Here is a 23,341-nt window from a genome sequence, read left to right on the forward strand (position 1 = left end):
ACATGCCCCTCAATTCAGAACCGCTCGGGAGCAATAACACCCTGCTGAATTTGCTTAACGTTATTATTGTCCTTGCGGTAATCATTGTACTTATTGTGCTGCTGATCCGTTTTCTTGGACGTCGTAATCAGACCTTTATGAGCGGGCGCTCCATTCGAACGCTTGGTGCTGTAGGGCTGGGACCTAACAAGTCGATGCAGGTTATTGAACTGGGAAGCAGCCTTTACTTAATCGGGATTGGTGAGAACATATCCATCTTGGATAAAGTCACTGATCCGGATGAGGTGGCTTTGATCATTGCAGCATTTGAGGATCAGTCCTCCAACCAGAATAATTTTCTCGCACCGCTTATTGCCAAGGTTAAGGTTAAGCTGCGTGGGGAGGTTCCATCAGAAGAAATCGAGCTTAGTGAAACATCATCTTTTTACGAAACACTGCAATCCAAGCTTCGTTCTGCACCAGAGCGAAAAGAGAAAATGGAAGAGCTGTTACGGGATGATGTTACTAAGGATGAGTCGAGGAATTTATGAAAAAGAAGCTAATTCTTGCTATTCTGCTGTTCGGGTTCATTAGTATAGTTATGATGCGGCCGATACATGCTGATCCTATACCTAATGTTAATATTCAGGTCGGTAATGAAGATGGTTCAAGCGGTGGTACCAGTTCCATATCAATTCTTCTTCTCGTTACGGTTCTGAGTATTGCTCCGGCGTTTCTAGTTCTTATGACCAGTTTTACTAGAATTGTAATCGTGCTCGGTTTTGTTAGAACCTCACTTGGTACTCAGGCCATGCCTCCGAATCAGGTGCTGGTAGGGCTTGCTCTGTTTCTGACCCTGTTCATTATGTCGCCAACTTTGGCGCAAGTGAATGAAACGGCATTACAGCCGTATATGAAGGGGACGATTACCCAGACTGAGGCTTTTGATAAAGCTGCTGATCCGATGAAAGAGTTTATGTTTAAACAGACCAATTCCAAAGACCTTTTGTTATTTATGAAATATACCGGTTATACGGGATCGGCTAAACCGGCTACATACAGTGATATTCCACTGACGGTGATGGTGCCAGCTTTCGCAATTGGAGAATTGAAAAAAGCTTTTACAATGGGCTTCTTAATTTTCATTCCATTTCTGATTATTGATATTGTTGTGGCGAGTACGCTGATGGCCATGGGGATGATGATGCTTCCCCCGGTCATGATTTCATTACCTTTTAAAATTATGCTCTTTGTACTGGTAGACGGCTGGTACTTAGTCATTAAATCACTACTTCTTAGTTTTAACACCTGACCTTAAGAGGAGGCATGAGGATTGAGTACGGAGTTTATTATCGGTCTAGCAAGCCAAGCCGTATATTTAGTGCTGGAAGTCAGCGCTCCCATGCTGATTCTTGGTCTGGTGGTAGGGCTAATAATCAGTATCTTTCAAGCTACGACACAGATTCAGGAACAGACGCTAGCGTTTGTTCCAAAAATCGTCGCAGTACTGCTGGCTTTATTGCTATTTGGACCGTGGATCATCACGAAGCTAATTGACTTTACTAGCCAAATTCTAGGCAATCTCTATATGTATATTGGTTAACCAATGAACATGGATACCTTATTGCAAAGTTTACCCGTCTTTTTGCTTATTTTTTGTCGAATTACAGCCTTTTTTGTTGTCGTTCCTGTATTTTCTTCTCAAGGGGTACCGACAACTTTTAAGATTGGCATATCTTTTTTTGTAGCATTGGTAGTCTTTAGTGCTAATGGAACAGGGATTACGATTCCACAGGATTTTAGTTATATTTTGCTGATTATGAGAGAAGTATTAATAGGTTTATTGCTAGGTTTCATTGGATATTTGATGTTTATGGCGATTCAGACAGCAGGTTCTTTCATTGATATTCAGATTGGCTTCGGTATTGCCAACGTCATTGATCCTATGACAGGAACGTCAGCACCTATTCTCGGTAATTTCAAATATATGATAGCCCTGCTAATGTTTTTGAGTATGAATGGACATCACCATTTACTAGATGCCATTGTGTACAGCTATAAATGGATTCCTATGAATAATGATTTATTTCTACGCATGGTTGATGGTAGTTTGTCAGAGTTTCTGGTCCGAACATTTGCGCAGTCGTTTGTATTAGCTTTTCAAATGTCGGCTCCATTAGTAACTGCACTGTTTCTGACCGATGTTGGTCTTGCTTTTTTAGCGAGAACGGCTCCGCAATATAATGTATTTGTTATAGGGGTTCCTCTAAAAATCATCATAGGTATTGCACTTCTTTTAGTGCTGATGCCAGGTCTGGCTGTGTTGTTTCAGAATCTCTTCGAAATCATGTTCGAATCCATGGAGAATTTACTGGGTCTCATGGGGAAGAAGCCGTAGGTGACCGTAAGGGGAGAGTATTATGCCTAAGACGAAGCGTTATAGACTAGATCTTCAACTCTTCGCCGGTGAAAAGACGGAAAAAGCAACCCCGAAGAAACGGCAGGATGCTCGTAAAAAAGGCCAAGTAGCCAAAAGTGCTGAGCTGTCTGGTGCGGTTGTATTGCTAGCTGCGGTAGTTAGCTTGATGATGTTTGGTGGTTTTATGAAAGAGCGTTTTATGAAGCTATACACGGACGTATTTCAGAATCGAATGATGCTGGACGTTACGCCTGAGAATATAACGCTGCTATTTAATCAGTATGGCTTGCAAATCTTGATTTTGCTAGCTCCATTACTTGGAATTACGTTTGTTATGGCACTTGTTTCCAACTTGGCGCAGGTGGGCTTTATGGCTACAGGAGAGGGGATTACTCCTAAATTCAGTAAGATTAATCCGATAAAAGGATTCAAAAATATTTTCTCTATGCGTTCGTTTGTAGAATTCCTGAAATCAATATTTAAGCTTCTAATTATTTCTTATCTGGTATATAGCACATTATGGGGAGAAAAGAAGAACTTTGCATCCCTGTCGCATATCAGTGCGGAGGGAATTTTTAAGTTTGCGGCCAAGCTGACGATGAGTCTTGGTTTGAAAATAGGGGTTGCCCTGCTAATTATGGCTTTTCTAGATTTTATGTATCAGAAGTACGAGCACGAAAAAAGCCTGAAAATGTCTAAGCAGGATATCAAGGATGAATACAAAAAAATGGAGGGTGACCCTCTAATTAAAGGTAAGATCAGGGAACGCCAACGCAGAATGGCCATGCAGCGTATGATGCAGGAAGTTCCTAACGCGGATGTAATTATTACAAATCCAACTCACTTTGCTGTTGCGCTAAAATATGATGGTTCCAAAATGGAGGCGCCACAGATTATTGCAAAAGGGCAGGATTATGTAGCACTTCGTATACGGGAGCTGGCTAAAGAACATGGCGTCGTGACTATGGAAAACAAACCGCTGGCACGGGCATTATTCCAAAGAGCAGAAATTGGAGATGTCGTTCCAAATGATCTGTTTCAGGCTGTAGCTGAAGTGCTGGCATATGTATATAAACTTAAAGGTAAGAGGAAATAAGGCGGGGGGTTAGGACATTGAAAGCTAAAGATTTAACAGTTTTGCTAGGCATCATCGGTATTGTGCTTATGATGATTCTGCCTATCCCGTCCTGGCTTTTGGACGTTTTGCTAGTTATTAATATTTCAATAGCATTAATTATCATATTAGTTGCTATGAACACGAAGAATGCGCTCGAATTTTCAATTTTTCCTTCATTATTGCTTGTTACGACATTGTTTCGTCTGTCACTAAACATTTCGACAACGAAATTAATCCTGACTTACGCAGATGCCGGTTCTGTGGTATCTACTTTCGGAAGCTGGATCGCCGGTGGACAAATTGCCGTTGGATTTATCGTGTTTCTGATTTTGGTAGTGGTCCAGTTTATTGTTATTACTAAAGGTTCAGAGCGTGTAGCTGAGGTAGGGGCGAGATTTACCCTGGATGCGATGCCCGGCAAGCAGATGAGTATTGATGCCGATCTTAACGCAGGCATGATTAATGAAACACAGGCACGTGAGCGTCGCCGCAATGTTGAACGGGAAGCGGATTTTTTCGGAGCCATGGATGGTGCGAGTAAATTCGTTAAAGGAGACGCGATTGCGAGTATCATTATCCTGTTAATCAATCTTATTGGTGGATTTATTATCGGTATGGTTGTGCATGGAATGGATTTCTCCACTGCGTTATCTACTTATTCCGTATTGACGATCGGGGATGGTCTAGTCAGCCAGATTCCTGCTTTGCTCATTTCGACTGCAGCAGGTCTTATCGTTACTAGAGCTTCATCGGAAGGTAATCTGGCAGAAGAATTAACAGGTCAGTTACTCTCCTATCCAAAGTTATTATATATTGTTGCAGTTACTGTTGCTTTTCTAGGTCTCTTTACACCTATACATATGATTACTACGCTCCCGCTAGCTGGTTTGCTGGCTTTTGCAGCCTATAGTATGGGACAAAATTTAAATCGAAAACAGATTGCCGAAGAGCAGCTTGTTGAAGAGAAACAGATTGAAGAGGTACGAAGTCCGGAAAGTGTAATTAATTTACTCTCTGTAGATCCTATTGAATTCGAGTTCGGCTACGGTCTTATACCTTTGGCAGATACAGGTCAGGGTGGAGATTTACTAGATCGTATCATCATGATTCGACGGCAATGTGCACTTGAAATGGGTCTTGTAGTGCCTGTTATTCGCATTCGCGACAATATTCAACTAAAACCGAATGAATATGTCATAAAAATTAAAGGAAATACTGTCGGCGGCGGTGAATTATTACTTAATCACTACTTAGCCATGAGTCCAGGCTATGATGATGAATCTATAAACGGTATTGAGACCATTGAACCATCTTTTGGACTTCCAGCGTTGTGGATTGACGAATCGGTTAAAGAGCGGGCTGAATTGTCAGGTTATACCGTGGTAGATCCACCATCCGTTGTTGCAACTCATTTGACGGAGCTGATTAAGCGTTATGGACATGAGTTGTTAGGACGACAAGAAACTAAGATGTTGGTGGATAACCTTAGAGACAATTATCCTGTGCTTGTTGATGATCTTATTCCTTCGGTATTAGCGATTGGGGATGTGCAAAAGGTACTTGCCAAGCTGCTGCGCGAGAAAATATCGATCAGGGATTTGGTTACTATCTTTGAGACGTTGGCGGATTACGGGACGTACACCAAGGATCCTGATATTCTTACTGAATATGTTCGTCAATCCTTGTCCAGACAGATTACACAGCAATTCTCGCAAGTTGGAGAGACTCTGAAAGTTATTACGGTAGGACCTAACCTAGAGAAGAAAATTTCTGAGAGTGTGCAGCAATCTGAACAGGGCAGTTATCTGGCATTGGATCCAGCATCGACTCAAACGATCTATCAGCGGTTAAGTGAACAGATCAATCGACTGCTGCAGTCAGGACAACAGCCCATTGTACTCACATCACCAACCATTCGTATGTATTTGCGGCAGGTGATTGAACGGACAATGCAGGATATTCCTGTACTGTCTTATAGCGAACTAGAGCCTAACATTGAAATACAAAGCGTCGGAGTGGTGAATTTATGAGAGTGAAGCGTTATGTGGTCGATACGATGCCTGACGCCATGCATTCCATTCGTAGTGAGCTTGGAAGCGAGGCTGTAATTTTAAGTACTAAAGAAATTAAGATTGGCGGATTTTTAGGATTGTTTAAAAAGAAAAAAATAGAGGTAGTAGCGGCTGTTGAAAAAGCTCAAAAGGAGAGTGCTCCTGAAAAGCCTGTGAAGCCTGCGATGAACATTCCGCGCAGCGCTGTCCCGCAAGCTTACCAAAAAGCTTCATCTTCATCTTCATCTTCATCATCTGCTTCTACTGTAACGTTGGAAAAGCCGGAAGAGCCTCGGTCCTTTGCGGAAATCGCCGCTGCCTTGTCGGAAGCTATTGATGTAAAAGAATCGATAACCAAACATCCAGAGCCTGATCAGAAATCGCTTGAATCCAATCCAGATGAAACTACCTCTGTATCAGCCTTATATGAATCTTTAGGGTTAGATCAAACGCCAGAGGTTGCCTCGGCGCTGGAGAATGATGTTCTTCGTGAAATTAGAGATATGAAGCTTTGGATGGAACGAATCGCGAGGCAGTCTTCAGGGGCAAGAGATTTACCGGATAGTCTCCAGCAGCTTAGAGATCTTTTGATTGAGCAGGAGATGGATACTGTACTTGTTGAGGAGTGGATCAGTAATATCTCCGAACGTTGGGCGGATGAAGGGCGTACTTGGGGACCTGAGAAATTTCAGGAGTCCTTAAAAGAACAGCTCGATGGATTCCTGTCAGGGCGAATCGCTGATGGAATTGCACCTGATACCCAAATCGTATATATTGCAGGGCCCACAGGAGTAGGAAAAACTACTACCATAGCCAAGCTTGCGGCTGAACAGCTATTCAAAAACGGACGCAAGGTTGGTTTTATCACCTCTGATACGTATCGAATTTCAGCTGTGGAGCAGTTGCGTACATACGCAGCTATCCTGAATGTTCCGCTAGAGGTTGTACAATCTCCAGGAGATTTACAAAGAGCACTCTTTCGATTGGAGAGTTGTGATCTTGTAATTATGGATACAGCTGGACGGAATTATCGTAATGATATGCTTGTAGCAGAACTGCAAAGCTTGCTTGCGAAGGAATTAAGAAGTGAGACCTATCTTGTACTCAGCTTAACTTCGAAAAGCCGTGATATGAAATTGATTGCCGAGCATTTCGGCAGGTACAAGCTGGATAAAGTTATTTTTACCAAGCTAGATGAGACGGGAAGTTATGGACCACTCTTTAACGTCCTGAATGATTTCCCTCTCACATTATCTTATATGACCAATGGTCAAAATGTACCTGACGATTTATTGATGGCTTCCAAAGAACAACTTAGTGAGATGCTTCTTGGAACAGGTGAATCATGATGGATCAGGCACAATCCTTGAGACAGCTTGTATCCAGTCAGGAGCCTAAACTAGCTGAAAAAGGGGAAACATCCGCCCGTATCATTACTGTTTGTAGTGGTAAAGGTGGCGTAGGGAAATCGAATTTTACACTTAATTTCGCTTTAACTTTAAAAGCAATGGGAAAGAGAGTATTGCTGTTCGATGCAGATATTGGCATGGCTAACATAGACGTGTTAATGGGCGTGTCGGCGAAGTATAACCTATATCATCTGTTAAAAAGAGAAGCGGATATTGAGCAGATTATTCAGTTAGGACCGAACGGGCTTCCTTTTATAGCTGGTGGATCGGGCATGGATGAGTTATTTTCTCTTTCGGAATCGGACCTTAATTATTTCACAGCCCAGATAGCCCTTATTGCGGACAGCATGGATTATATTTTGTTCGATACAGGTGCTGGATTATCTAAGGAAACGATGAAGTTTATAACCTCTGCGGACGATTGCCTAGTAGTTACAACACCAGAGCCAACTGCTATAACAGACGCTTACGCATTAATGAAGGTTGTGAATCGGACGTATCCGGAGATTTCTTTTAAACTGATTGTGAATCAAGCGGGTGATGAGAGAGAAGCATCAGTGACAAGTGATAAGATCCGTATGGCGGCCAGTCGTTTTTTGCAATTAGATGTTTCCTATCTTGGTCATATAAGCTCAGATGCCCATGTAGTGCAGGCTGTCAAAAGGCAGACGCCATTTTCATTGGCTTTTCCAAACAGTGTTGCTGCAAAAGATATACATCGGCTAGCCCTAAGTTATTTGACCATAGATGGTAAAAAAGAAACAAAAGTTCAAGGTATTAAAGGCTTTATCCATAAATGGTTAAAGCGAAGTAAATAATTGTTCTGAATCTGGAACAGAGGTGGAAATGATATGAAGCCATATAAAGTTTTGGTTGTTGATGATTCTGCATTTATGCGCAAGATCATTTCCGATTTAATTGAAAATGACGCTGACTTTCAGGTGACGGCAACAGCCACAAATGGTCGCGAGGCTATCGAGAAAATAAACAAACTTCGGCCGGATCTAGTTACTATGGATGTGGAAATGCCGGAGATGAACGGCCTGGAAGCGCTGAAAATAATAATGGCGTCAGATCCGCTGCCAGTGATTATGCTGTCAGGCATCAATGAAGAGGGCATGAAGGAAACCATTCTTGCACTGGAATGGGGCGCTTTTGATTTCATTCGTAAACCTTCAATATCAAATTCCCAGGATATAACGGGCGTAGGGGAATCCCTAAGGGAGCAAATGAAAGAAGCTATGTTGGCTCGAGAGCAACGTGAAGCGCGAGCATCTGCTTTTAGGATGCCTGACATCACGCCTTTAGAGCCATTACTGCCGACTGCACCGAGATTGTTACCGGACAAATCCAAGGCAGCACTTAAATCTTCTCTCAAAGATGAAGAAATGAGAAAACCTCGGGGGAAACAGCCAGTAGATAGTACTATCCCTAAAAAAGCAACCAAACCAATCATCTCTGCTAAAACACCGTTAATCGAAAAGTCTAAACCAAAGACTAAAGTAGAGAATAAACCAATTCCGCCCAAACCGGTGATAGAGTCTTTAGTGGAGGTATCTACTGAGTCTCTGGGACTTTCTCCAGATCGAATGGTTGGTAGCAAGAATTTGCACAAATTAGTTGCTGTCGGTTGTTCTACAGGCGGACCTCGTGCACTGAAGGTACTCCTGGAGAAAATTCCAGCGGATTTTCCAGCTCCTATTGTCATTGTGCAGCATATGCCGCCTAACTTTACGAAATCACTAGCCCAGCGTCTGAATACATTCAGTCCGCTAGAAGTGTTAGAAGCAGAGCAGGGGATGATATTACGAAAAGGAGCAGCCTACATTGCGCCTGGAGGCTATCATTTACAAGTTACACCCACATCTAAAGGGCAATATGCAGTTGTACTCACGAAGGAGGAGGCGCGAAATGGCCACCGACCTTCAGTGGATGTTTTATTCGAATCATTGCTTCCACTCACATCTCTAGATCGGCACGTGTTGCTGATGACAGGGATGGGGAGTGATGGTGCTAGGATGATGAAATCTCTCTATGACTCAGGGGTTACCTCAACATTTGCTGAAAGTGAAGAGACCTGTGTCGTTTACGGGATGCCGCGATCTGCGGTGGAATTGCAGTGCGTCAAATATGTACTGCCTTTGCAAGAAATTGCTCCAAGGCTAGTGCAAGCCGTTAAATAACGGAAAAGCGAACTCGAAGGGGAGGTGCTCTACTATGGACATGAACCAATATTTATCCATGTTTATTGATGAGTCGAATGATCATCTGCAGTCATTGAACGAGAGCATGATGGGATTGGAAGCGAATCCTGAGGATCTTAGTATCGTCCAGGTAATATTCCGCTCTGCGCACACTTTAAAAGGTATGGCAGCGACTATGGGCTTTGAAGATTTGGCCTCACTTACACACCAAATGGAGAATGTGTTAGATCTTGTACGTAATAACAAGCTGCGCATGCAGGATTTCATTTTTGATACGTTATTCAAAAGTTTGGATGCCTTAGAGTCTATGGTTGAGGATATTACTAGCGGTGGCGAAGGTAAAGCAGATGTATCAGCCATTGTCTCATCCCTACAGGCTATCGTACGGGGTGAGATTCCTGTTGAAGGCGGTACAGCATCTGCTGCTAATATGCCTACTTCACAAGCAGCTGAAACTCCGATTCATTTAGATGAGTTCCAATTTTCTGTTCTAGAACAATCGATTCAGGAAGGGCATCATGCATTGTATGTGGACGTTACGATCCGTAAGGATTGTCAACTTAAGGCTGTACGTGCATACATGGTGTTTGATCTGCTCGAACGTTCGGGGGAAGTAGTTAAATCCTTCCCATCCGTTCAAGATATAGAACAAGAGAAATTTGACCAAAGCTTCTCACTCTATTACATAACCCAAAAAAACGCTGATCAGATTCAGGCAATGATTATGAATTTGTCTGAGATTGATAAAGTAACAGCAGTAGCACTAGATCAAGAATCCTTGAAAATGCTTGGTCAAGAAACGGCAGCTGCCGTGTCAGAGGTTGCCGCAACAGCCACTGTAGAGGAAACAGGTCCAGCTGCTTCAGTAGCATCTAAACCATTGCCTACCAAAGATGAAGCTAATAAGCCGGGAGCAACTAAAACAGGAGGGGCGCCTTCACGTACGATTCGTGTAGATATCGAACGCTTAGATGTACTCATGAATCTATTTAGTGAACTTCTGATTGACAGAGTTCGTTTAGAGCAGCTGGCTTCTGAGGTTCAGAATGGTGATCTTACGGAAACTGTCGAGCATATGGGCAGAGTAAGCGGAGATCTCCAGAATATTGTGATGAAGCTTCGTATGGTTCCAGTAGATACCGTATTTAACCGGTTCCCACGTATGCTTCGTGATCTAGCTAAGTCGCTGGACAAGAAAGTAGATCTAATTGTAACGGGTGCCGAAACAGAGCTTGACCGGACGGTAATTGATGAAATTGGTGATCCACTTGTACATTTATTGCGTAATGCGGTTGATCACGGAATTGAATCCATTGCTGACCGTATTGCTGCTGGTAAACCAGAGACTGGGACAGTTCATCTACGTGCTTTCCACAGCGGAAATCATGTCTTCATTGAAATTGAGGAAGATGGAACAGGTATTTATCCAGAGAAGGTTTTGAAGTCTGCTCTGAAAAAAGGCGTGATCACGCAAGAGCAAGCGAAGAACATGACGGATGATGAAGCTTATCAATTACTATTTGCACCAGGTTTCAGCACTGCAGAAGTTATTTCTGATGTCTCAGGTCGTGGCGTAGGACTGGATGTAGTAAAATCTAAGATTTCTTCCCTGGGTGGTAATGTAACGATCTATTCTTCACCAGGCAAAGGTACGAATTTTTCAGTTCAGTTGCCACTTACTCTATCTATTATTGCAGCCATGCTTATTCGATTGGGTTCTGAGAAGTATGCCATTCCATTATCCTCTATTGTGGAAACTGGAATCGTGCAGAACACTCAAATCCGTACGATTCATGGCAACAAAATGATAGAGTTCCGGAATTCTCATATTCCACTAGTTTCTCTAAGCCGCCTATTTTCGGTACCTGATTATGATGAGAGTACTGAAGAAGAGACAGAGATCGTAGTTGTACGTAAGGGAGAGCGTCTTGTAGCCTTAGCTGTACAGGATTTTATTGGTCAGAACGAGATCGTTATCAAGAATCTGGGTAAATATTTACCTGAAATTCAAGGGATATCTGGCGCAACGATACTTGGAGATGGCCAAGTCGCACTTATTATTGATCCGAACGCTTTTATTAAATAACTAGGATAGAACAGGGAGGTTCGTTCCATGGCTGAAGATATTAAAGTGATAGTGTTCAAATTAGGTTCAGAGGAATACGGTATCGAAGTTGAGAAGGTACAAACCATTGAGCGCATGATGCCAATAACTCGTGTGCCTAAAACGTATTCGTTTATCAAGGGTGTAATTAATTTACGTGGTGTTGTTATCCCTGTGATTGACCTTCGAGGCCGCTTTGGAATCGAAGAGGCGGAGCAAACAGATCAGTCACGTGTAATTATCGTATCTGTTAATGAAATGGAAGTAGGTTTCATTGTAGATTCAGCAAATGATGTAATAGATTTGAACAGGGATTCTATCGATACACCTCCAGATGTTGTTGGCGGCATCAAAGCGAAGTATTTAGATGGGGTGGCCAAGATAGGTGAAGAGCGCTTGCTGATTATGCTTAATCTGTCAGAAGTGCTTAACAAAGGCGAAATCGTTCAATTAGAAAGCCTAGAGGGCTAACCTGTGGAATTATTTAAGCACTATAAGGATTTTAAAATGGATGTGCTTAAGGAAGTCGGGAATATTGGAGCTGGGAATGCAGCCACCGCATTATCACAGCTCTTGAATAAGCCGATTGATATGGCTGTTCCCAAGGTACAGCTTCTCAACTTTGAAGAGATTACGGACAAAGTTGGTGGAGCTGAAGAACTAGTATATGCAGTTTTCTTACGTGTGGAGGGAGAAGCTCCGGGCAACCTGTTTTTCATACTTTCCCCGGAAGCCGCTTTGAACTTACTCAGTCGCATTGCAGGCATAGAGATTTTGAGTGACCAAGAACTTGGAGAAATGGAACTTTCCGCGCTGAGTGAAATTGGAAATATATTAGCAGGATCGTACCTATCTTCTCTTGCTGACTTTACCTCACTTTCTATGTATCCAACAGTTCCTGCACTTGCTATGGATATGGCTGGAGCCATCCTAAGCTACGGTTTGCTGCAATTTGGGCAAATGGGTGACGATGCATTGTTGATCGATACTACCTTTTTTGAGGGGAAAAACGAAATTGAAGGGCAATTTTTCCTTATTCCCGATCCGGAATCATTCCCGAAAATCTTCAAATCGCTAGGAGTTCCATTTGAAAATGATTGAAGAACAAAGCATCATTAAAGTAGGGATGGCAGATCTTAACATTGGAAGCCAGGATAGTTTGATTCGTACAACGGGTCTTGGCTCCTGCGTGGGATTGACATTGTTTGACCCTGGAAAAAAACTCGCGGGAATGGCGCATGTGATGCTCCCTACTTCTGAGATTGCTAGGGAAGGGCAATTAAACATCGCTAAGTTTGCAGATACTGCAGTGCCGGAGCTCTTATCCCGTTTGCTGGAGCTTGGTGCGGTTCGGAGTCGGATCGTAGCCAAGATGGCAGGAGGATCACAAATGTTTGCCTTTGCCGGGGGGAGCGACACCATGAGGATCGGGCCTCGTAATGTTGAATCTTGTAAACTTGCTCTTGAGCATTTGAAAATTCCGTTAATTGCGGAAGACACGGGCGGTAATTATGGCCGTACGATAGAAATTGCCTGCAACACTGGTGTATTGTTCATCCGCAGTGTGCAAAAAGGCGCTAAGGAAATATAAATATGAAGATGATAGGAAACATTTTTATAAACTTGCTGTTTGGTTTGATAGGTTTTGTATTCACTTTTTTTGTAACCTACAGTAATAATGTTCTCGGTACTAGTTTATTACGAAGCCTATTAGGATTTATCATCTGGTTTCTGCTTGCTTTCCTCCTAAGATGGGTATTGGGTTTTATCGTGTATCAATCATCACCTCCGGATGAACAGGATGTTGAGGGAGAAGAACTTGGTGCAAAGCTAGACATCAGTACCCCTAATGAGGATGAAGAGTTAATTAATCTACTCAAACCGAAGCCAGGACAAGGGAGTGGGAACAGTGAGGGGTTCAAGCCGCTCACACCCCCAAAACTAGTCTCTATGAAAGATCCTGAAGAATTGGCCAAGGCCGTTCGTCACCTGAAAGAAGAATAAGCGAGCGCTGTGGCGGAATCGGTTATCTTAAATATAAGAAAGTATAAGTTTCACTTTATACATTATCCTTATATTTCTCGCTTAAACGCTACCGTCCTCATAAGGATGCCGAAGGCGTTTATGCTTGTGACTAGGCAGGTTTCGCCGCGACAAGCTCTCTGACTAAACTTTGGGAAGGGTGAAAGCTATTGAACGAGCGTAAAGCTTCTCAATTGGAAACTGACGAGCTATGGGAACAGTGGAAAGAACACAGTGACCCTGAAGCCAAAAAGAAGCTGATAGAGAGTTATCTCCATATTGTTGATTATGTATCCAGCCGTTTGGCTGTAGGATTGCCCAAAAATGTATCTAAAGATGATTTAGCCAGCAATGGAGTAATGGGATTAATTGATGCGATTGAAAAATTCGACTACAAACGGGGATTGCAGTTTCAAACCTATGCTTCCTGGCGCGTACGTGGTGCGATTTTAGATTCCTTACGTCAAAGTGATTGGGTCCCTAGATCTGTGCGAGAAAAAGCTAAAAAAATCGAGGACGCTTATCAGCAGTTGGAACAGAAGTATTTGAGATCCGTTAGTGATGAGGAAATGAGTCTATACCTGAATATTAGTGTAACTGAATTTCAAAATATGTTGCAGGATGTGGCTGTAATGTCACTATGTTCACTGGAAGACCCGATTCGTGAAGAGGAATCAGAGACCCGAATGTCCATACTGGTGGACGATAAAGCTAAGAATCCGGATAGCAAGGTAAATGAGTTCTACTTACGCGAAGCCCTCACCAAAGGTATTGAGAAATTAACGGTGAAAGAACGGACCGTTGTGTCCCTTTTATATTATGAAGATTTATCATTGAGCGAAATCGCAGAGGTCATGTCACTATCTCCTTCACGGATTTCGCAGCTTCATTCCAAGGCTATTTTGCGGCTGAGGGGAACGCTTGAGAAGAATCGCGATCTACTTATGCAGAACGATTAACCGTTAGTGGTGACAAGGGGGAGCAAAATTGATCGGTCAAAATGCTTTGGATCAGTACTTAAGTATTACTTTTTCGGATGACAAAGGGATCGCGTATTTGCAGTTCTCCAAAAAGGATGAGAATTTTTCCTGCTCTCCTACAGAATTGGAAAGCTTCCTGCACAGTCACAATATTCGCTACGGGGTCCAGCGTGATATTGTTGGACGTATTTGTAGTCATCCGGAGGAGTTTTTTTGGAGTAAAGTCGCTATTGCTACAGGTGAACCTGCAGTAAATGGAGTCGACGGAAGTATTATGCTTACTGTTGATCTGGAAGAGGATCGCAAGCCGCTTGAAAAAGCGGATGGTAAGGTGGATTATAAAGATTTAGTTCGGCTTCGTAACGTCCTCAAAGGAAAGCTGATAGCTAGAATTATCCCTGCTCAGCCTGGTAAGCATGGTAAGACTGTAACTGGTGATGAGCTTGCTTTCAGAGCTGGAAGGGAAGCTCATTTTAAAGTGGGTAAGAACGTACTCGTTGATAACAATGGAACCTCGATGTATGCTGCAATTGACGGTCTTGTTACTTTAACCGATAGCGGTAAAATCAATGTATTTCCTGTGTATGAAGTGAATGGTGATGTGGACTACAGTACTGGGAACATTGATTTTGTAGGTACCGTTGTTATTCGAGGAAACGTACTTTCAGGATTTTCTGTAAAGTCCGCCGGTGATATTCGTGTGGTTGGTGGAGTTGAAGGAGCGGAATTAATCTCTGGGGGATCCATCGAAATTACGGGTGGAATTATCGGCTATAACAAAGGACATGTAACTGCTGGGAAAAATGTTAAGGTCTCTTTCATTCAAGATGGTAATGTAACAGCTGGTGAAGATGTCATTGTATCCCAGAGCATTATGCATTCCAATATACGTGCGGGCAGAGACGTTCTTTGTAATGGGGCTAAGGGATTGATAGTTGGCGGAACTGTACAGTCAGGGGAAAGAGTCGTAGCACGTACCATAGGCAATACCATGTCCACAGCGACTTCTATTGAGGTAGGAGTAGTACCTGAGCTCAGAAATGAGATTAACGAGCTACGTCAATCACTGCGTCAATTACTTGAAAATGAGGACAAAACGTCTAAAGCGTTGTATCTATTAAATCAATTGGCAACTAATGGTCAACTCCCTGCAGATAAAGTGGCACTTCGCGTTAAATTGAATGCTACTAAACAGTCTCATCAACGTGAGGAAAAAAGAATTAAAGAACGTGTACTAGAGATTGAAAGAATGCTAGAAGATACAGGCAGAGCTAGAGTTGAAGTGATCAAAACGATCTATGGCGGATCCAAAATTATGATCGGTAGATATACACGATTTGTAAAGGACCCCACAGAACGCGTTGTGTTTGTTTATAGTGAAGGTGATATATCCTTAACGCCATACAATTAATCAGGTGGGCAGCAATAGCGGCCGGCCATTCTTGAAATATAAGAAAGTATAAGTTTCACGTTATACATTATCCTTATATTTTTACGAGAAACGGTTATCGTCTTCATAAAGATGACAACATCGTTTCTTCTTATGAGAAGAGGGTTATGATGAGCCTAAAACCAGTGGAACTGCAAATTGCACTACCTCGGACTACGGAAGCGGGTAAGGTTCAGAATGAATCTCAGCAGCGCCCCGCTATTGATCAGCATCAACTGGCCGGACAAAATGTGAAACAAAGTCAGGAAATGACCATGCGAAGCGCTGAAGTGGATGAATCTTCTGAATCTGCTTTACGCGATGGCGGAGATAAAGGCAATCAACATTCCGGAGGGAATCCTTCCTCGGAGAAACGTTCGAAGTCAGGCACTCGTGATGCGGAACATCCTTACAAAGGACAGCGCATTGATCTGAGTCTTTAATAAGTAATTATATTTGATATGTAAAAGGAGATAAGGCACTTGCAACCATGGGTGTATATTGTGCTAGTAGGTGTCGCCGCTATTCTTTATGCCATTTTTACTTCCAGCGCGTATGAAGGAAGGAAAAGCAGAGCAGCAAAGCCTCAAAGAAACGGAGGCAGCGCTTGAGCTATATATGGCGGACATAGAGCGCGAGAATGAAGAGCTAGCACAGTTGGTCAGCAGTATTAAACAGCAATCACAAATTAATCATGTAGCAATGCAAGGGCAGATTAGTGATTTGCAGCATCAATTGACAGAATTACAACAAAGCTCTTTATTACTAGAGGGCCGAGTAACTAACGAAGAAAAGCGGTTAAGAGAGTTGGAAGTTTCGGTTGAGAAGGGTTCGTATGCTAAGGTTGCGGCGATCGGAGACCCGTCTGCCGGAGCTGAATTGAGTTCAATACAACCAGAAGTGAAAGCGAAACCCATTAGTTCTATTAAATTGCGGTATCCAAGATTATTTGAACTACATGAGCAGGGGAAATCGATAGACTCCATTGCCAAGACGGCTGGACTTCAGCGGGGAGAAGTGCAACTGATTCTGCAACTCGCCAAACAGGAGGAATCGGTATGATGAAGAACCGTTCTTTTTTGTTCGGTCTTGGCACAGGGCTAATTGCAGGCGCACTATTACTTCAGTTAATGATATCCGGTGGAGCGGCTCCACTCACCAAGGAACAGGTAATACAAGGTGCTGAGAAATTGAACTTGAAGGTTATCGACGAATCTACTGAACCTCCTTCTGATGAGTCTGCTTTGGAGGACGCTGTTCAAGGTCAGAAGACAGACGGCGTTAATGAGGGAAGTACGGAGAACGTGGAACCTTCTAAGCCTACAGTAGCGGCTTCTCCCGCTCCTGTAGTATCTCCTACAGTATCTGATAACCCTAATAAGGTTGTCCCTCCTAAAGAGCCCTCAACGCCTAAAGAAGGCACTATTGAGAAGCCAGAGGTCACTACTGCACCATCTGCTGTTGCACCTGATAAGCCTAAAGCCACTGCGAATGCAGGGGTTGTTGTTCGTATACCTTCAGGTAGCACACTGACAAAAACAGCAGATATTTTGGAGAAGGCTGAAGTCATTAAGGACAAGGCTAGTTTTCTTAAAGCCGCCAATCAACGCCAGATCAATACGAAGATTCAATCGGGTTCTTATACCTTTAATAAAGACGAGAGTCTAGATTCTATACTAGAAAAATTAATAAGTTTTCAATGATCGTTGCATACACTAATAAAATATGGTATAGTAATTGACGGTGTTAAAACACACGCCGGTTGATTTCGACAAGGGGTGCTTTCTTCTGAAGAAAGTCTTGCTGAAAGATGACGCACGGCGGAGGAGACACACAATAAACCAAACTTAGGAGGTGTGTGAAGATGGCAGTAATCTCCATGAAACAGCTTCTAGAAGCTGGGGTACACTTCGGTCACCAGACTCGTCGTTGGAACCCAAAGATGGATCGTTATATCTTCACTGAAAGAAACGGAATTTACATTATTGACTTGCAAAAAACAGTCAAGAAGGTAGAAGAAGCTTACAACTTTGTGAAAAGCGTCGCTGGTGACAACGGCACAATCCTATTCGTAGGAACAAAGAAACAAGCGCAAGATTCCGTAAAAGAAGAAGCAGAACGTTCCGGTATGTTCTTCATTAACCAACGTTGGTTGGGCGGAACTCTTACTAACTTCCAAACTATCCAAAAACGTATTGATCGTTTGAAGAAATTGGAATCTTGGGAAGAAGACGGCACTTTCGAAGTTCTACCTAAGAAAGAAGTTATCCTTCTTCGCAAAGAGAAAGATCGTCTTGAAAAATTCTTGGGCGGTATCAAGAACATGAAAGGTCTACCAAGCGCGTTGTTCATCATTGACCCGCGTAAAGAGCGTATTGCAGTTGCAGAAGCTCGCAAATTGGGTATTCCAATCGTAGCTATCGTTGATACTAACTGTGATCCAGACGAAATCGACTACGTAATTCCAGGTAACGACGACGCTATCCGCGCCGTGAAATTGTTGACTGGTAAAATGGCAGACGCTGTTGTTGAAGCTCACCAAGGCGAAGACACAACTACTGCTTAAGTAGCGACTAACACATACAAGAACTTAAATGAAAAGGGTGGTTGGCAGGTGGATAACCTCTCACTGCCCTTTTTTTAGGATAAAAGCCTTGAATAATGTAAGAAAACGACAATTACCTGGAGGGAATAAACAATGGCAGTTGATGCAAAAGCAGTAAAAGAACTTCGTGAAAGAACAGGCGCTGGTATGCTTGATTGTAAAAAAGCGCTTGAAGAAGCTAATAATGATATCACTAAAGCGGCTGAATTGCTTCGTGAAAAAGGTTTGTCCGCAGCAGCAAACAAAGCAGGACGTATTGCTACTGAAGGCGTTGTAGAATCTTACATCCACGCTGGCGGCCGTATTGGTGTACTTGTAGAAATCAACTGCGAAACTGACTTTGTAGGTAAAACAGATTCCTTTAAGGATTTTGCTCGCGATATCGCTATGCAAATCGCTGCAGCAAACCCACGTTATGTTCGTCGTGAAGAAGTTCCACAAGAAGATGTAGAAAAAGAAAAAGAAATCCTGAAAGCTCAAGCTTTGAATGAAGGTAAGCCTGAGAAAATCATTGAAAAAATGGTTGAAGGACGTATTGGTAAATATTACGAAGAATATTGCTTGCTTGAGCAAACCTTCGTTAAAGACCCAGACAAAACGATCTCCCAATTGCTGAACGAAAAAATCAGCACAATCGGAGAAAACATCTCGATCCGTCGTTTTGCTCGTTTTGAACTAGGCGAAGGTTTGGAAAAGAAAGTGGATAACTTTGTTGAAGAAGTTATGGCACAAGTAAATAATTAATATCAGCTTCATCATAAATGTGAAGAATTGAATAAAGGCAAGCATCAGAAGAGCGGAACACGTACACGTAGTGTTCCGTCTTTTGCAGAAAGTGAGGGTATACATTTGGAACAGCCGGTATTTAAGAGAGTAGTCCTTAAGGTAAGTGGAGAGTCTTTGGCAGGACAAAACGGATATGGTATTGATGCCGACATGATTATTTCCATCGCTGAACAGATCAAGGAAGTAGTAGAGCTTGGCGTTCAGGTTGCGATTGTTTGTGGTGGAGGTAACATTTGGCGCGGGATCGCTGGTAGTGCAAGTGGCATAGATCGCGCTACTGCAGATTATATGGGCATGCTGGCAACAGTAATGAATTCACTTGCTCTGCAGGATGCATTAGAACAAATCGATGTGCCAACAAGAGTGCAGACTTCGATCTCGATGCAGCAAATTGCTGAACCGTACATTCGTCGTCGTGCGATTCGCCACTTGGAGAAGGGCCGTGTTGTTATTTTTGCAGCAGGCACAGGAAACCCTTTCTTCTCTACAGATACTACTGCAGCACTTAGAGCAGCAGAAATCGAAGCAGAAGTTATTCTGATGGCGAAGAACAAGGTTGATGGTGTATATTCAGCAGATCCGTTTAAAGACAGCACAGCCGAGAAATTTGAACAGCTCACTTACATGGATGTTCTGAACAAAAACCTTGGTGTTATGGATTCAACAGCTTCATCTCTATGCATGGATAATAATATACCGCTCATTGTATTTGCCATTACTGAACAAGGCAATATCAAACGTGTCGTTCTCGGTGAGAAGATCGGAACGATTGTTAAAGGGAGTGTAGATTAATGCCACAATCGGTCAAAAAAAATGCCGAAGAGCGTATGGAAAAAGCGATTTCATCGCTGAAACGTGACTTGGCAACATTGCGTGCAGGACGTGCAACAACATCACTGCTAGATCGCATTCAAGTTGAATATTATGGTTCCCCAACTCCAATCAATCAGCTGGCGAACATCAGTACTCCGGATTCCCGGACACTGTTAATCCAGCCGTGGGACAAAACATCGATGTCTGACATTGAACGGGCGATTATGAAATCTGATATCGGTTTGACGCCTGCTAATGACGGCACAATCATTCGTCTTTCTATCCCTCCGCTGACTGAAGAACGTCGGACGGATTTGGTGAAATTGACGAAGAAATTTGGTGAAGAAGCGAAAGTAGCGATCCGCAACATTCGCCGTGATGCCAACGATGATATTAAGAAGATGGAGAAAAACGGTATCTCGGAAGATGAGTCTCGTGGCCATCAGGAAGACATTCAAAAGACAACGGATAAGTTCATAGCCGAGGTCGACAAAGTGCTTGTATCCAAAGAAAAAGAGATTATGGAAGTATAAAGATATTCTAGAGACTTAAGGCCCCTCCGTTAATGGTGGGGTTTGTCTCTTTCTGATAAGAGCTTGGAGGAAACGGAAATGATCAAACGGGTTCAAGCGTGGCTGAGCCGTAAAGACAGGCAACAGCCAGTCGAGATTTCACCGGATAACATTCCCCGGCACGTGGCTGTTATTATGGACGGCAATGGGCGTTGGGCTAAGCGTCGCGGGTTGCCGCGCGTTGTGGGTCATCAGAATGGCATGAAGGCTGTTAAACGTGCTACAATCGCTGCAGACGAACTGGGTGTTGAGTTTTTGACGATGTATGCGTTCTCGACAGAAAATTGGAAACGACCAAAGGAAGAAGTCGATTATCTGATGCGCTTGCCAGTGGAGTTTCTAGCCATTGAGCTTGATGAACTGATTGAGAAGAATGTCCAAGTACGTATGATGGGGGATACTGATGCATTACCTTCATATACACGTAAGGCTATGGAAGAAGCGGTTTCCCGAACACAGGGCAATACTGGACTTATATTGAATTTTGCTCTCAATTATGGGGGACGTAAAGAAATTGAGGACTGCATGCGCAGCATTGGTAAGGACATCCAATCAGGGGCTTTGTCACCGGAAGATATTACGACTGATCTAATCGATAGCCGAATGTTATCTGGTGGGTTACCAGATCCGGATTTGCTTATACGTACAAGCGGAGAAATGCGACTTAGCAATTTCATGCTATGGCAGCTTGCTTATAGTGAGCTGTGGTTTACTGATGTGTATTGGCCTGAATTTGATAAGGAGCATTTGCATCAGGCAGTTGCTGAATATCAACGCCGTACACGCCGTTATGGTGGACTGAAGTAGCTTGATAGGAGATGGAAACCTTTGAAGCAGCGATTGATTACCGGAATTGTTGCCGGAGCACTATTTTTAGGCTTATGCGTGTTGGGAAACTGGCCATACCAGTTGTTACTTACTGCCATGGCTTTTATCGGGTTTTATGAATTTGTGAAAATGATAGGGATACCTGCGCTTTCCGGTTCTACCGTTCTTGGTTATGCAGCCATTCTAAGTTTTATGATCCCTTGGAATTTGCTTGGGATCTCTGCACCCTTATCGTGGGAACAAGGAATTTGGATTCTGCTGCTGTTGTTCCTTTTAGTTACAGTTTTTACTAAAAATAAATTAGATATTCGAGTAACAGCCTTGCTGTTTACTGGTATAGTATACATTGGAATGGGTTTTTCTTATATGGCCATGGCTCGTGCATCGGATGACGGACATGGTTTGTTCTGGACTTTTTTACTCCTTTTCTGCATTTGGGGTAGTGATGCCGGGGCTTACTTTGTTGGAAGAAGCATGGGGAAGAACAAACTTTGGCCAGCCATCAGTCCCAACAAAACGGTGGAAGGTGCAGTAGGTGGGGTACTGATCTCGATGCTAATCGCGATCGTGTTTGCAATATTTGCTCCTGAACATCTAGCGATAGGACGAGCGCTACTTATAGGGCTTTCTTGTGCGGTCTTGGGTCAGCTTGGTGATCTTGTGCAATCTGCCTATAAGCGTGCGTATGGTATCAAAGATTCAGGCACACTTCTGCCAGGTCACGGCGGTATTCTTGATCGATGTGACAGCTGGATTATCGTATTTCCATTCGTACATATCCTAACGCTCATGCCTTACTATTAACGGAAGGAGAGGGTATAACTATGAAAAAAATAAGTGTTCTTGGTTCCACAGGTTCGATCGGCACTCAGACTCTAGATGTCATCGCTATGCACCCAGACTCTTTTCAAGTAGATGGCTTGGCAGCTGGAACGAATACAGCGTTATTGCTGGAACAAGTCCGTCGGTTTAATCCTCGTCGTGTTTCTGTTGCAACAAAGGAGTTGGCAGATGAGATTAGATCCAGTCTGCCTTCTGGCATACAGCTATACAGCGGGAATGAAGGTCTTGTTGAGGTGGCAGCTGGTGGAGATGCCGAAATGGTCGTAACGGCTGTTATGGGTAGTGTAGGCCTCCAATCCACGTTAGCTGCGATCGAAGCAGGCAAACATATTGGACTAGCTAATAAAGAGACTTTGGTAACAGCAGGACACCTCGTCACTGATCTAGCTAATCGTAAGGGTGTTAAGTTGTTACCTATTGATAGCGAGCATTCTGCTATTTTTCAGTGCTTAAATGGTGAGAATCTCGCGGATATTGCTTGCATCACTTTAACGGCTTCTGGTGGATCTTTCCGGGATTTCACTCGTGATCAACTCAAGAATGTAACAGTAGAAGATGCACTTCGTCATCCGAATTGGAGCATGGGCGCGAAAATCACGATTGATTCTGCTACAATGGTGAATAAAGGGCTTGAGGTGATTGAAGCGCATTGGTTATTTGGTCTACCTTATGAACAAGTAAATGTACTTTTGCATCCAGAGAGTATCATTCACTCATATGTGGAGTTCCGCGATAGCAGTATTATTGCTCAGCTTGGTAATCCCGATATGCGTGTCCCGATTCAATATGCGCTCACGTATCCCGAACGCTGGGAATCGCCGGCACAGCGTTTGTCGTTAGCTGAAGTTGGACGTTTGACTTTCCGAGAAATGGACTATGAACGATTCCCTGCGCTTAAGCTAGCCATGGATTGTGGAAAAGCTGGAGGGACAGCTACTACTGCTTTTAATGCTGCGAATGAAATTGCTGTTGCTCGTTTCTTGAGTCATGAGATCCCATTCCTGCGCATTGAGGAGATCATCGGGGAAGTGCTGCATCGTCATATTAACGAGGACAATCCGAATTTGGAACAAATTGAATCCTGTGATAAGCGTGTTCGTGAGCTGGCAGCAACGCTGTAGAAGGTAGAAAGATCTCTTTTTAAAAATATAAGAAAGTATAAGTTTCACTTTATACATTA

At 43.1% G+C, this 23,341-nt stretch carries 26 protein-coding genes; all 26 read left to right on the plus strand.

What is annotated here, in order from left to right:
- Positions 1 to 2: 2 nt before the first annotated feature.
- Positions 3 to 530 carry a flagellar biosynthetic protein FliO gene (locus NSQ29_RS07930; protein ID WP_042189442.1) on the plus strand — a complete coding sequence of 176 codons (528 nt, stop codon included), beginning with the start codon at positions 3 to 5 and terminating at the stop codon, positions 528 to 530.
- Entirely contained in the window at positions 527 to 1,291 is a 765-nt protein-coding gene (gene fliP, locus NSQ29_RS07935; RefSeq protein WP_042189441.1) for a flagellar type III secretion system pore protein FliP, read from the plus strand. Before NSQ29_RS07930 ends, fliP begins: the two co-directional genes overlap by 4 nt.
- A 21-nt stretch (positions 1,292 to 1,312) precedes the next feature.
- Positions 1,313 to 1,582 carry a flagellar biosynthesis protein FliQ gene (fliQ, locus tag NSQ29_RS07940; protein ID WP_036688516.1) on the plus strand — a complete coding sequence of 90 codons (270 nt, stop codon included), beginning with the start codon at positions 1,313 to 1,315 and terminating at the stop codon, positions 1,580 to 1,582.
- A 9-nt stretch (positions 1,583 to 1,591) separates the two neighbouring features.
- Complete coding sequence (fliR, locus tag NSQ29_RS07945; protein WP_042194135.1) at positions 1,592 to 2,377, plus strand: flagellar biosynthetic protein FliR; 786 nt, start codon at positions 1,592 to 1,594, stop codon at positions 2,375 to 2,377.
- A gap of 22 nt (positions 2,378 to 2,399) precedes the next feature.
- Positions 2,400 to 3,494: a flagellar biosynthesis protein FlhB gene (gene flhB, locus NSQ29_RS07950; RefSeq protein ID WP_042189439.1), complete on the plus strand. Its 1,095-nt coding sequence runs from the start codon at positions 2,400 to 2,402 to the stop codon at positions 3,492 to 3,494.
- 17 nt (positions 3,495 to 3,511) lie between these two features.
- The gene (gene flhA, locus NSQ29_RS07955; RefSeq protein WP_042189438.1) at positions 3,512 to 5,545 is read left to right on the plus strand and encodes a flagellar biosynthesis protein FlhA; all 2,034 of its coding nucleotides are present in this window, start codon (positions 3,512 to 3,514) and stop codon (positions 5,543 to 5,545) included.
- Positions 5,542 to 6,915 carry a flagellar biosynthesis protein FlhF gene (gene flhF, locus NSQ29_RS07960; RefSeq protein ID WP_341124754.1) on the plus strand — a complete coding sequence of 458 codons (1,374 nt, stop codon included), beginning with the start codon at positions 5,542 to 5,544 and terminating at the stop codon, positions 6,913 to 6,915. The genes flhA and flhF overlap by 4 nt, the downstream gene beginning before the upstream one ends.
- The gene (locus tag NSQ29_RS07965; RefSeq protein ID WP_076285422.1) at positions 6,912 to 7,793 is read left to right on the plus strand and encodes a MinD/ParA family protein; all 882 of its coding nucleotides are present in this window, start codon (positions 6,912 to 6,914) and stop codon (positions 7,791 to 7,793) included. The genes flhF and NSQ29_RS07965 overlap by 4 nt, the downstream gene beginning before the upstream one ends.
- Positions 7,794 to 7,826: 33 nt before the next feature.
- Entirely contained in the window at positions 7,827 to 9,158 is a 1,332-nt protein-coding gene (locus NSQ29_RS07970; protein WP_076119562.1) for a protein-glutamate methylesterase/protein-glutamine glutaminase, read from the plus strand.
- A gap of 34 nt (positions 9,159 to 9,192) precedes the next feature.
- Positions 9,193 to 11,265 carry a chemotaxis protein CheA gene (locus NSQ29_RS07975; protein WP_341124755.1) on the plus strand — a complete coding sequence of 691 codons (2,073 nt, stop codon included), beginning with the start codon at positions 9,193 to 9,195 and terminating at the stop codon, positions 11,263 to 11,265.
- A 27-nt stretch (positions 11,266 to 11,292) separates the two neighbouring features.
- A complete protein-coding gene (locus NSQ29_RS07980; RefSeq protein ID WP_076285425.1) occupies positions 11,293 to 11,754 on the plus strand; it encodes a chemotaxis protein CheW in 462 nt (153 codons plus the stop codon).
- Positions 11,755 to 11,790: 36 nt separating this feature from the next.
- Entirely contained in the window at positions 11,791 to 12,384 is a 594-nt protein-coding gene (locus NSQ29_RS07985) for a chemotaxis protein CheC (protein WP_371915738.1), read from the plus strand.
- The gene (locus tag NSQ29_RS07990) at positions 12,377 to 12,874 is read left to right on the plus strand and encodes a chemotaxis protein CheD (protein WP_076285426.1); all 498 of its coding nucleotides are present in this window, start codon (positions 12,377 to 12,379) and stop codon (positions 12,872 to 12,874) included. Before NSQ29_RS07985 ends, NSQ29_RS07990 begins: the two co-directional genes overlap by 8 nt.
- Positions 12,875 to 12,876: 2 nt before the next feature.
- The gene (locus NSQ29_RS07995; RefSeq protein ID WP_052404338.1) at positions 12,877 to 13,287 is read left to right on the plus strand and encodes a hypothetical protein; all 411 of its coding nucleotides are present in this window, start codon (positions 12,877 to 12,879) and stop codon (positions 13,285 to 13,287) included.
- A 188-nt stretch (positions 13,288 to 13,475) separates the two neighbouring features.
- Positions 13,476 to 14,264 (plus strand): FliA/WhiG family RNA polymerase sigma factor, encoded by a 789-nt coding sequence (locus NSQ29_RS08000; protein ID WP_042189430.1) that lies wholly within the window; start codon positions 13,476 to 13,478, stop codon positions 14,262 to 14,264.
- A 28-nt stretch (positions 14,265 to 14,292) separates the two neighbouring features.
- Positions 14,293 to 15,696 (plus strand): DUF342 domain-containing protein, encoded by a 1,404-nt coding sequence (locus NSQ29_RS08005; RefSeq protein ID WP_076299235.1) that lies wholly within the window; start codon positions 14,293 to 14,295, stop codon positions 15,694 to 15,696.
- A gap of 149 nt (positions 15,697 to 15,845) precedes the next feature.
- Positions 15,846 to 16,157: a hypothetical protein gene (locus NSQ29_RS08010; RefSeq protein WP_445164939.1), complete on the plus strand. Its 312-nt coding sequence runs from the start codon at positions 15,846 to 15,848 to the stop codon at positions 16,155 to 16,157.
- Positions 16,158 to 16,269: 112 nt separating this feature from the next.
- Positions 16,270 to 16,776: a hypothetical protein gene (locus tag NSQ29_RS08015; protein WP_341124756.1), complete on the plus strand. Its 507-nt coding sequence runs from the start codon at positions 16,270 to 16,272 to the stop codon at positions 16,774 to 16,776.
- A complete protein-coding gene (locus NSQ29_RS08020) occupies positions 16,773 to 17,417 on the plus strand; it encodes an endolytic transglycosylase MltG (RefSeq protein ID WP_339796791.1) in 645 nt (214 codons plus the stop codon). The genes NSQ29_RS08015 and NSQ29_RS08020 overlap by 4 nt, the downstream gene beginning before the upstream one ends.
- Positions 17,418 to 17,578: 161 nt before the next feature.
- A complete protein-coding gene (rpsB, locus tag NSQ29_RS08025; RefSeq protein ID WP_036688493.1) occupies positions 17,579 to 18,280 on the plus strand; it encodes a 30S ribosomal protein S2 in 702 nt (233 codons plus the stop codon).
- Positions 18,281 to 18,412: 132 nt separating this feature from the next.
- Entirely contained in the window at positions 18,413 to 19,063 is a 651-nt protein-coding gene (gene tsf / locus NSQ29_RS08030) for a translation elongation factor Ts (protein ID WP_042189425.1), read from the plus strand.
- 105 nt (positions 19,064 to 19,168) lie between these two features.
- Entirely contained in the window at positions 19,169 to 19,897 is a 729-nt protein-coding gene (gene pyrH, locus NSQ29_RS08035) for a UMP kinase (RefSeq protein ID WP_036688491.1), read from the plus strand.
- A complete protein-coding gene (frr, locus tag NSQ29_RS08040; RefSeq protein ID WP_042189424.1) occupies positions 19,897 to 20,451 on the plus strand; it encodes a ribosome recycling factor in 555 nt (184 codons plus the stop codon). The genes pyrH and frr overlap by 1 nt, the downstream gene beginning before the upstream one ends.
- A gap of 78 nt (positions 20,452 to 20,529) precedes the next feature.
- Positions 20,530 to 21,297, plus strand: a complete 768-nt coding sequence (locus NSQ29_RS08045; protein ID WP_042189423.1) for an isoprenyl transferase — start codon at positions 20,530 to 20,532, stop codon at positions 21,295 to 21,297.
- 21 nt (positions 21,298 to 21,318) lie between these two features.
- Positions 21,319 to 22,122: a phosphatidate cytidylyltransferase gene (locus NSQ29_RS08050; RefSeq protein WP_042189422.1), complete on the plus strand. Its 804-nt coding sequence runs from the start codon at positions 21,319 to 21,321 to the stop codon at positions 22,120 to 22,122.
- A 20-nt stretch (positions 22,123 to 22,142) separates the two neighbouring features.
- Positions 22,143 to 23,282, plus strand: coding sequence for a 1-deoxy-D-xylulose-5-phosphate reductoisomerase (locus NSQ29_RS08055; protein WP_042189421.1), 1,140 nt, complete (start codon positions 22,143 to 22,145; stop codon positions 23,280 to 23,282).
- Positions 23,283 to 23,341 lie beyond the last annotated feature (59 nt).

Origin of the sequence: Paenibacillus sp. FSL F4-0236 (genome assembly GCF_038000135.1) — a bacterium.
Taxonomy (GTDB): domain Bacteria; phylum Bacillota; class Bacilli; order Paenibacillales; family Paenibacillaceae; genus Paenibacillus_AQ.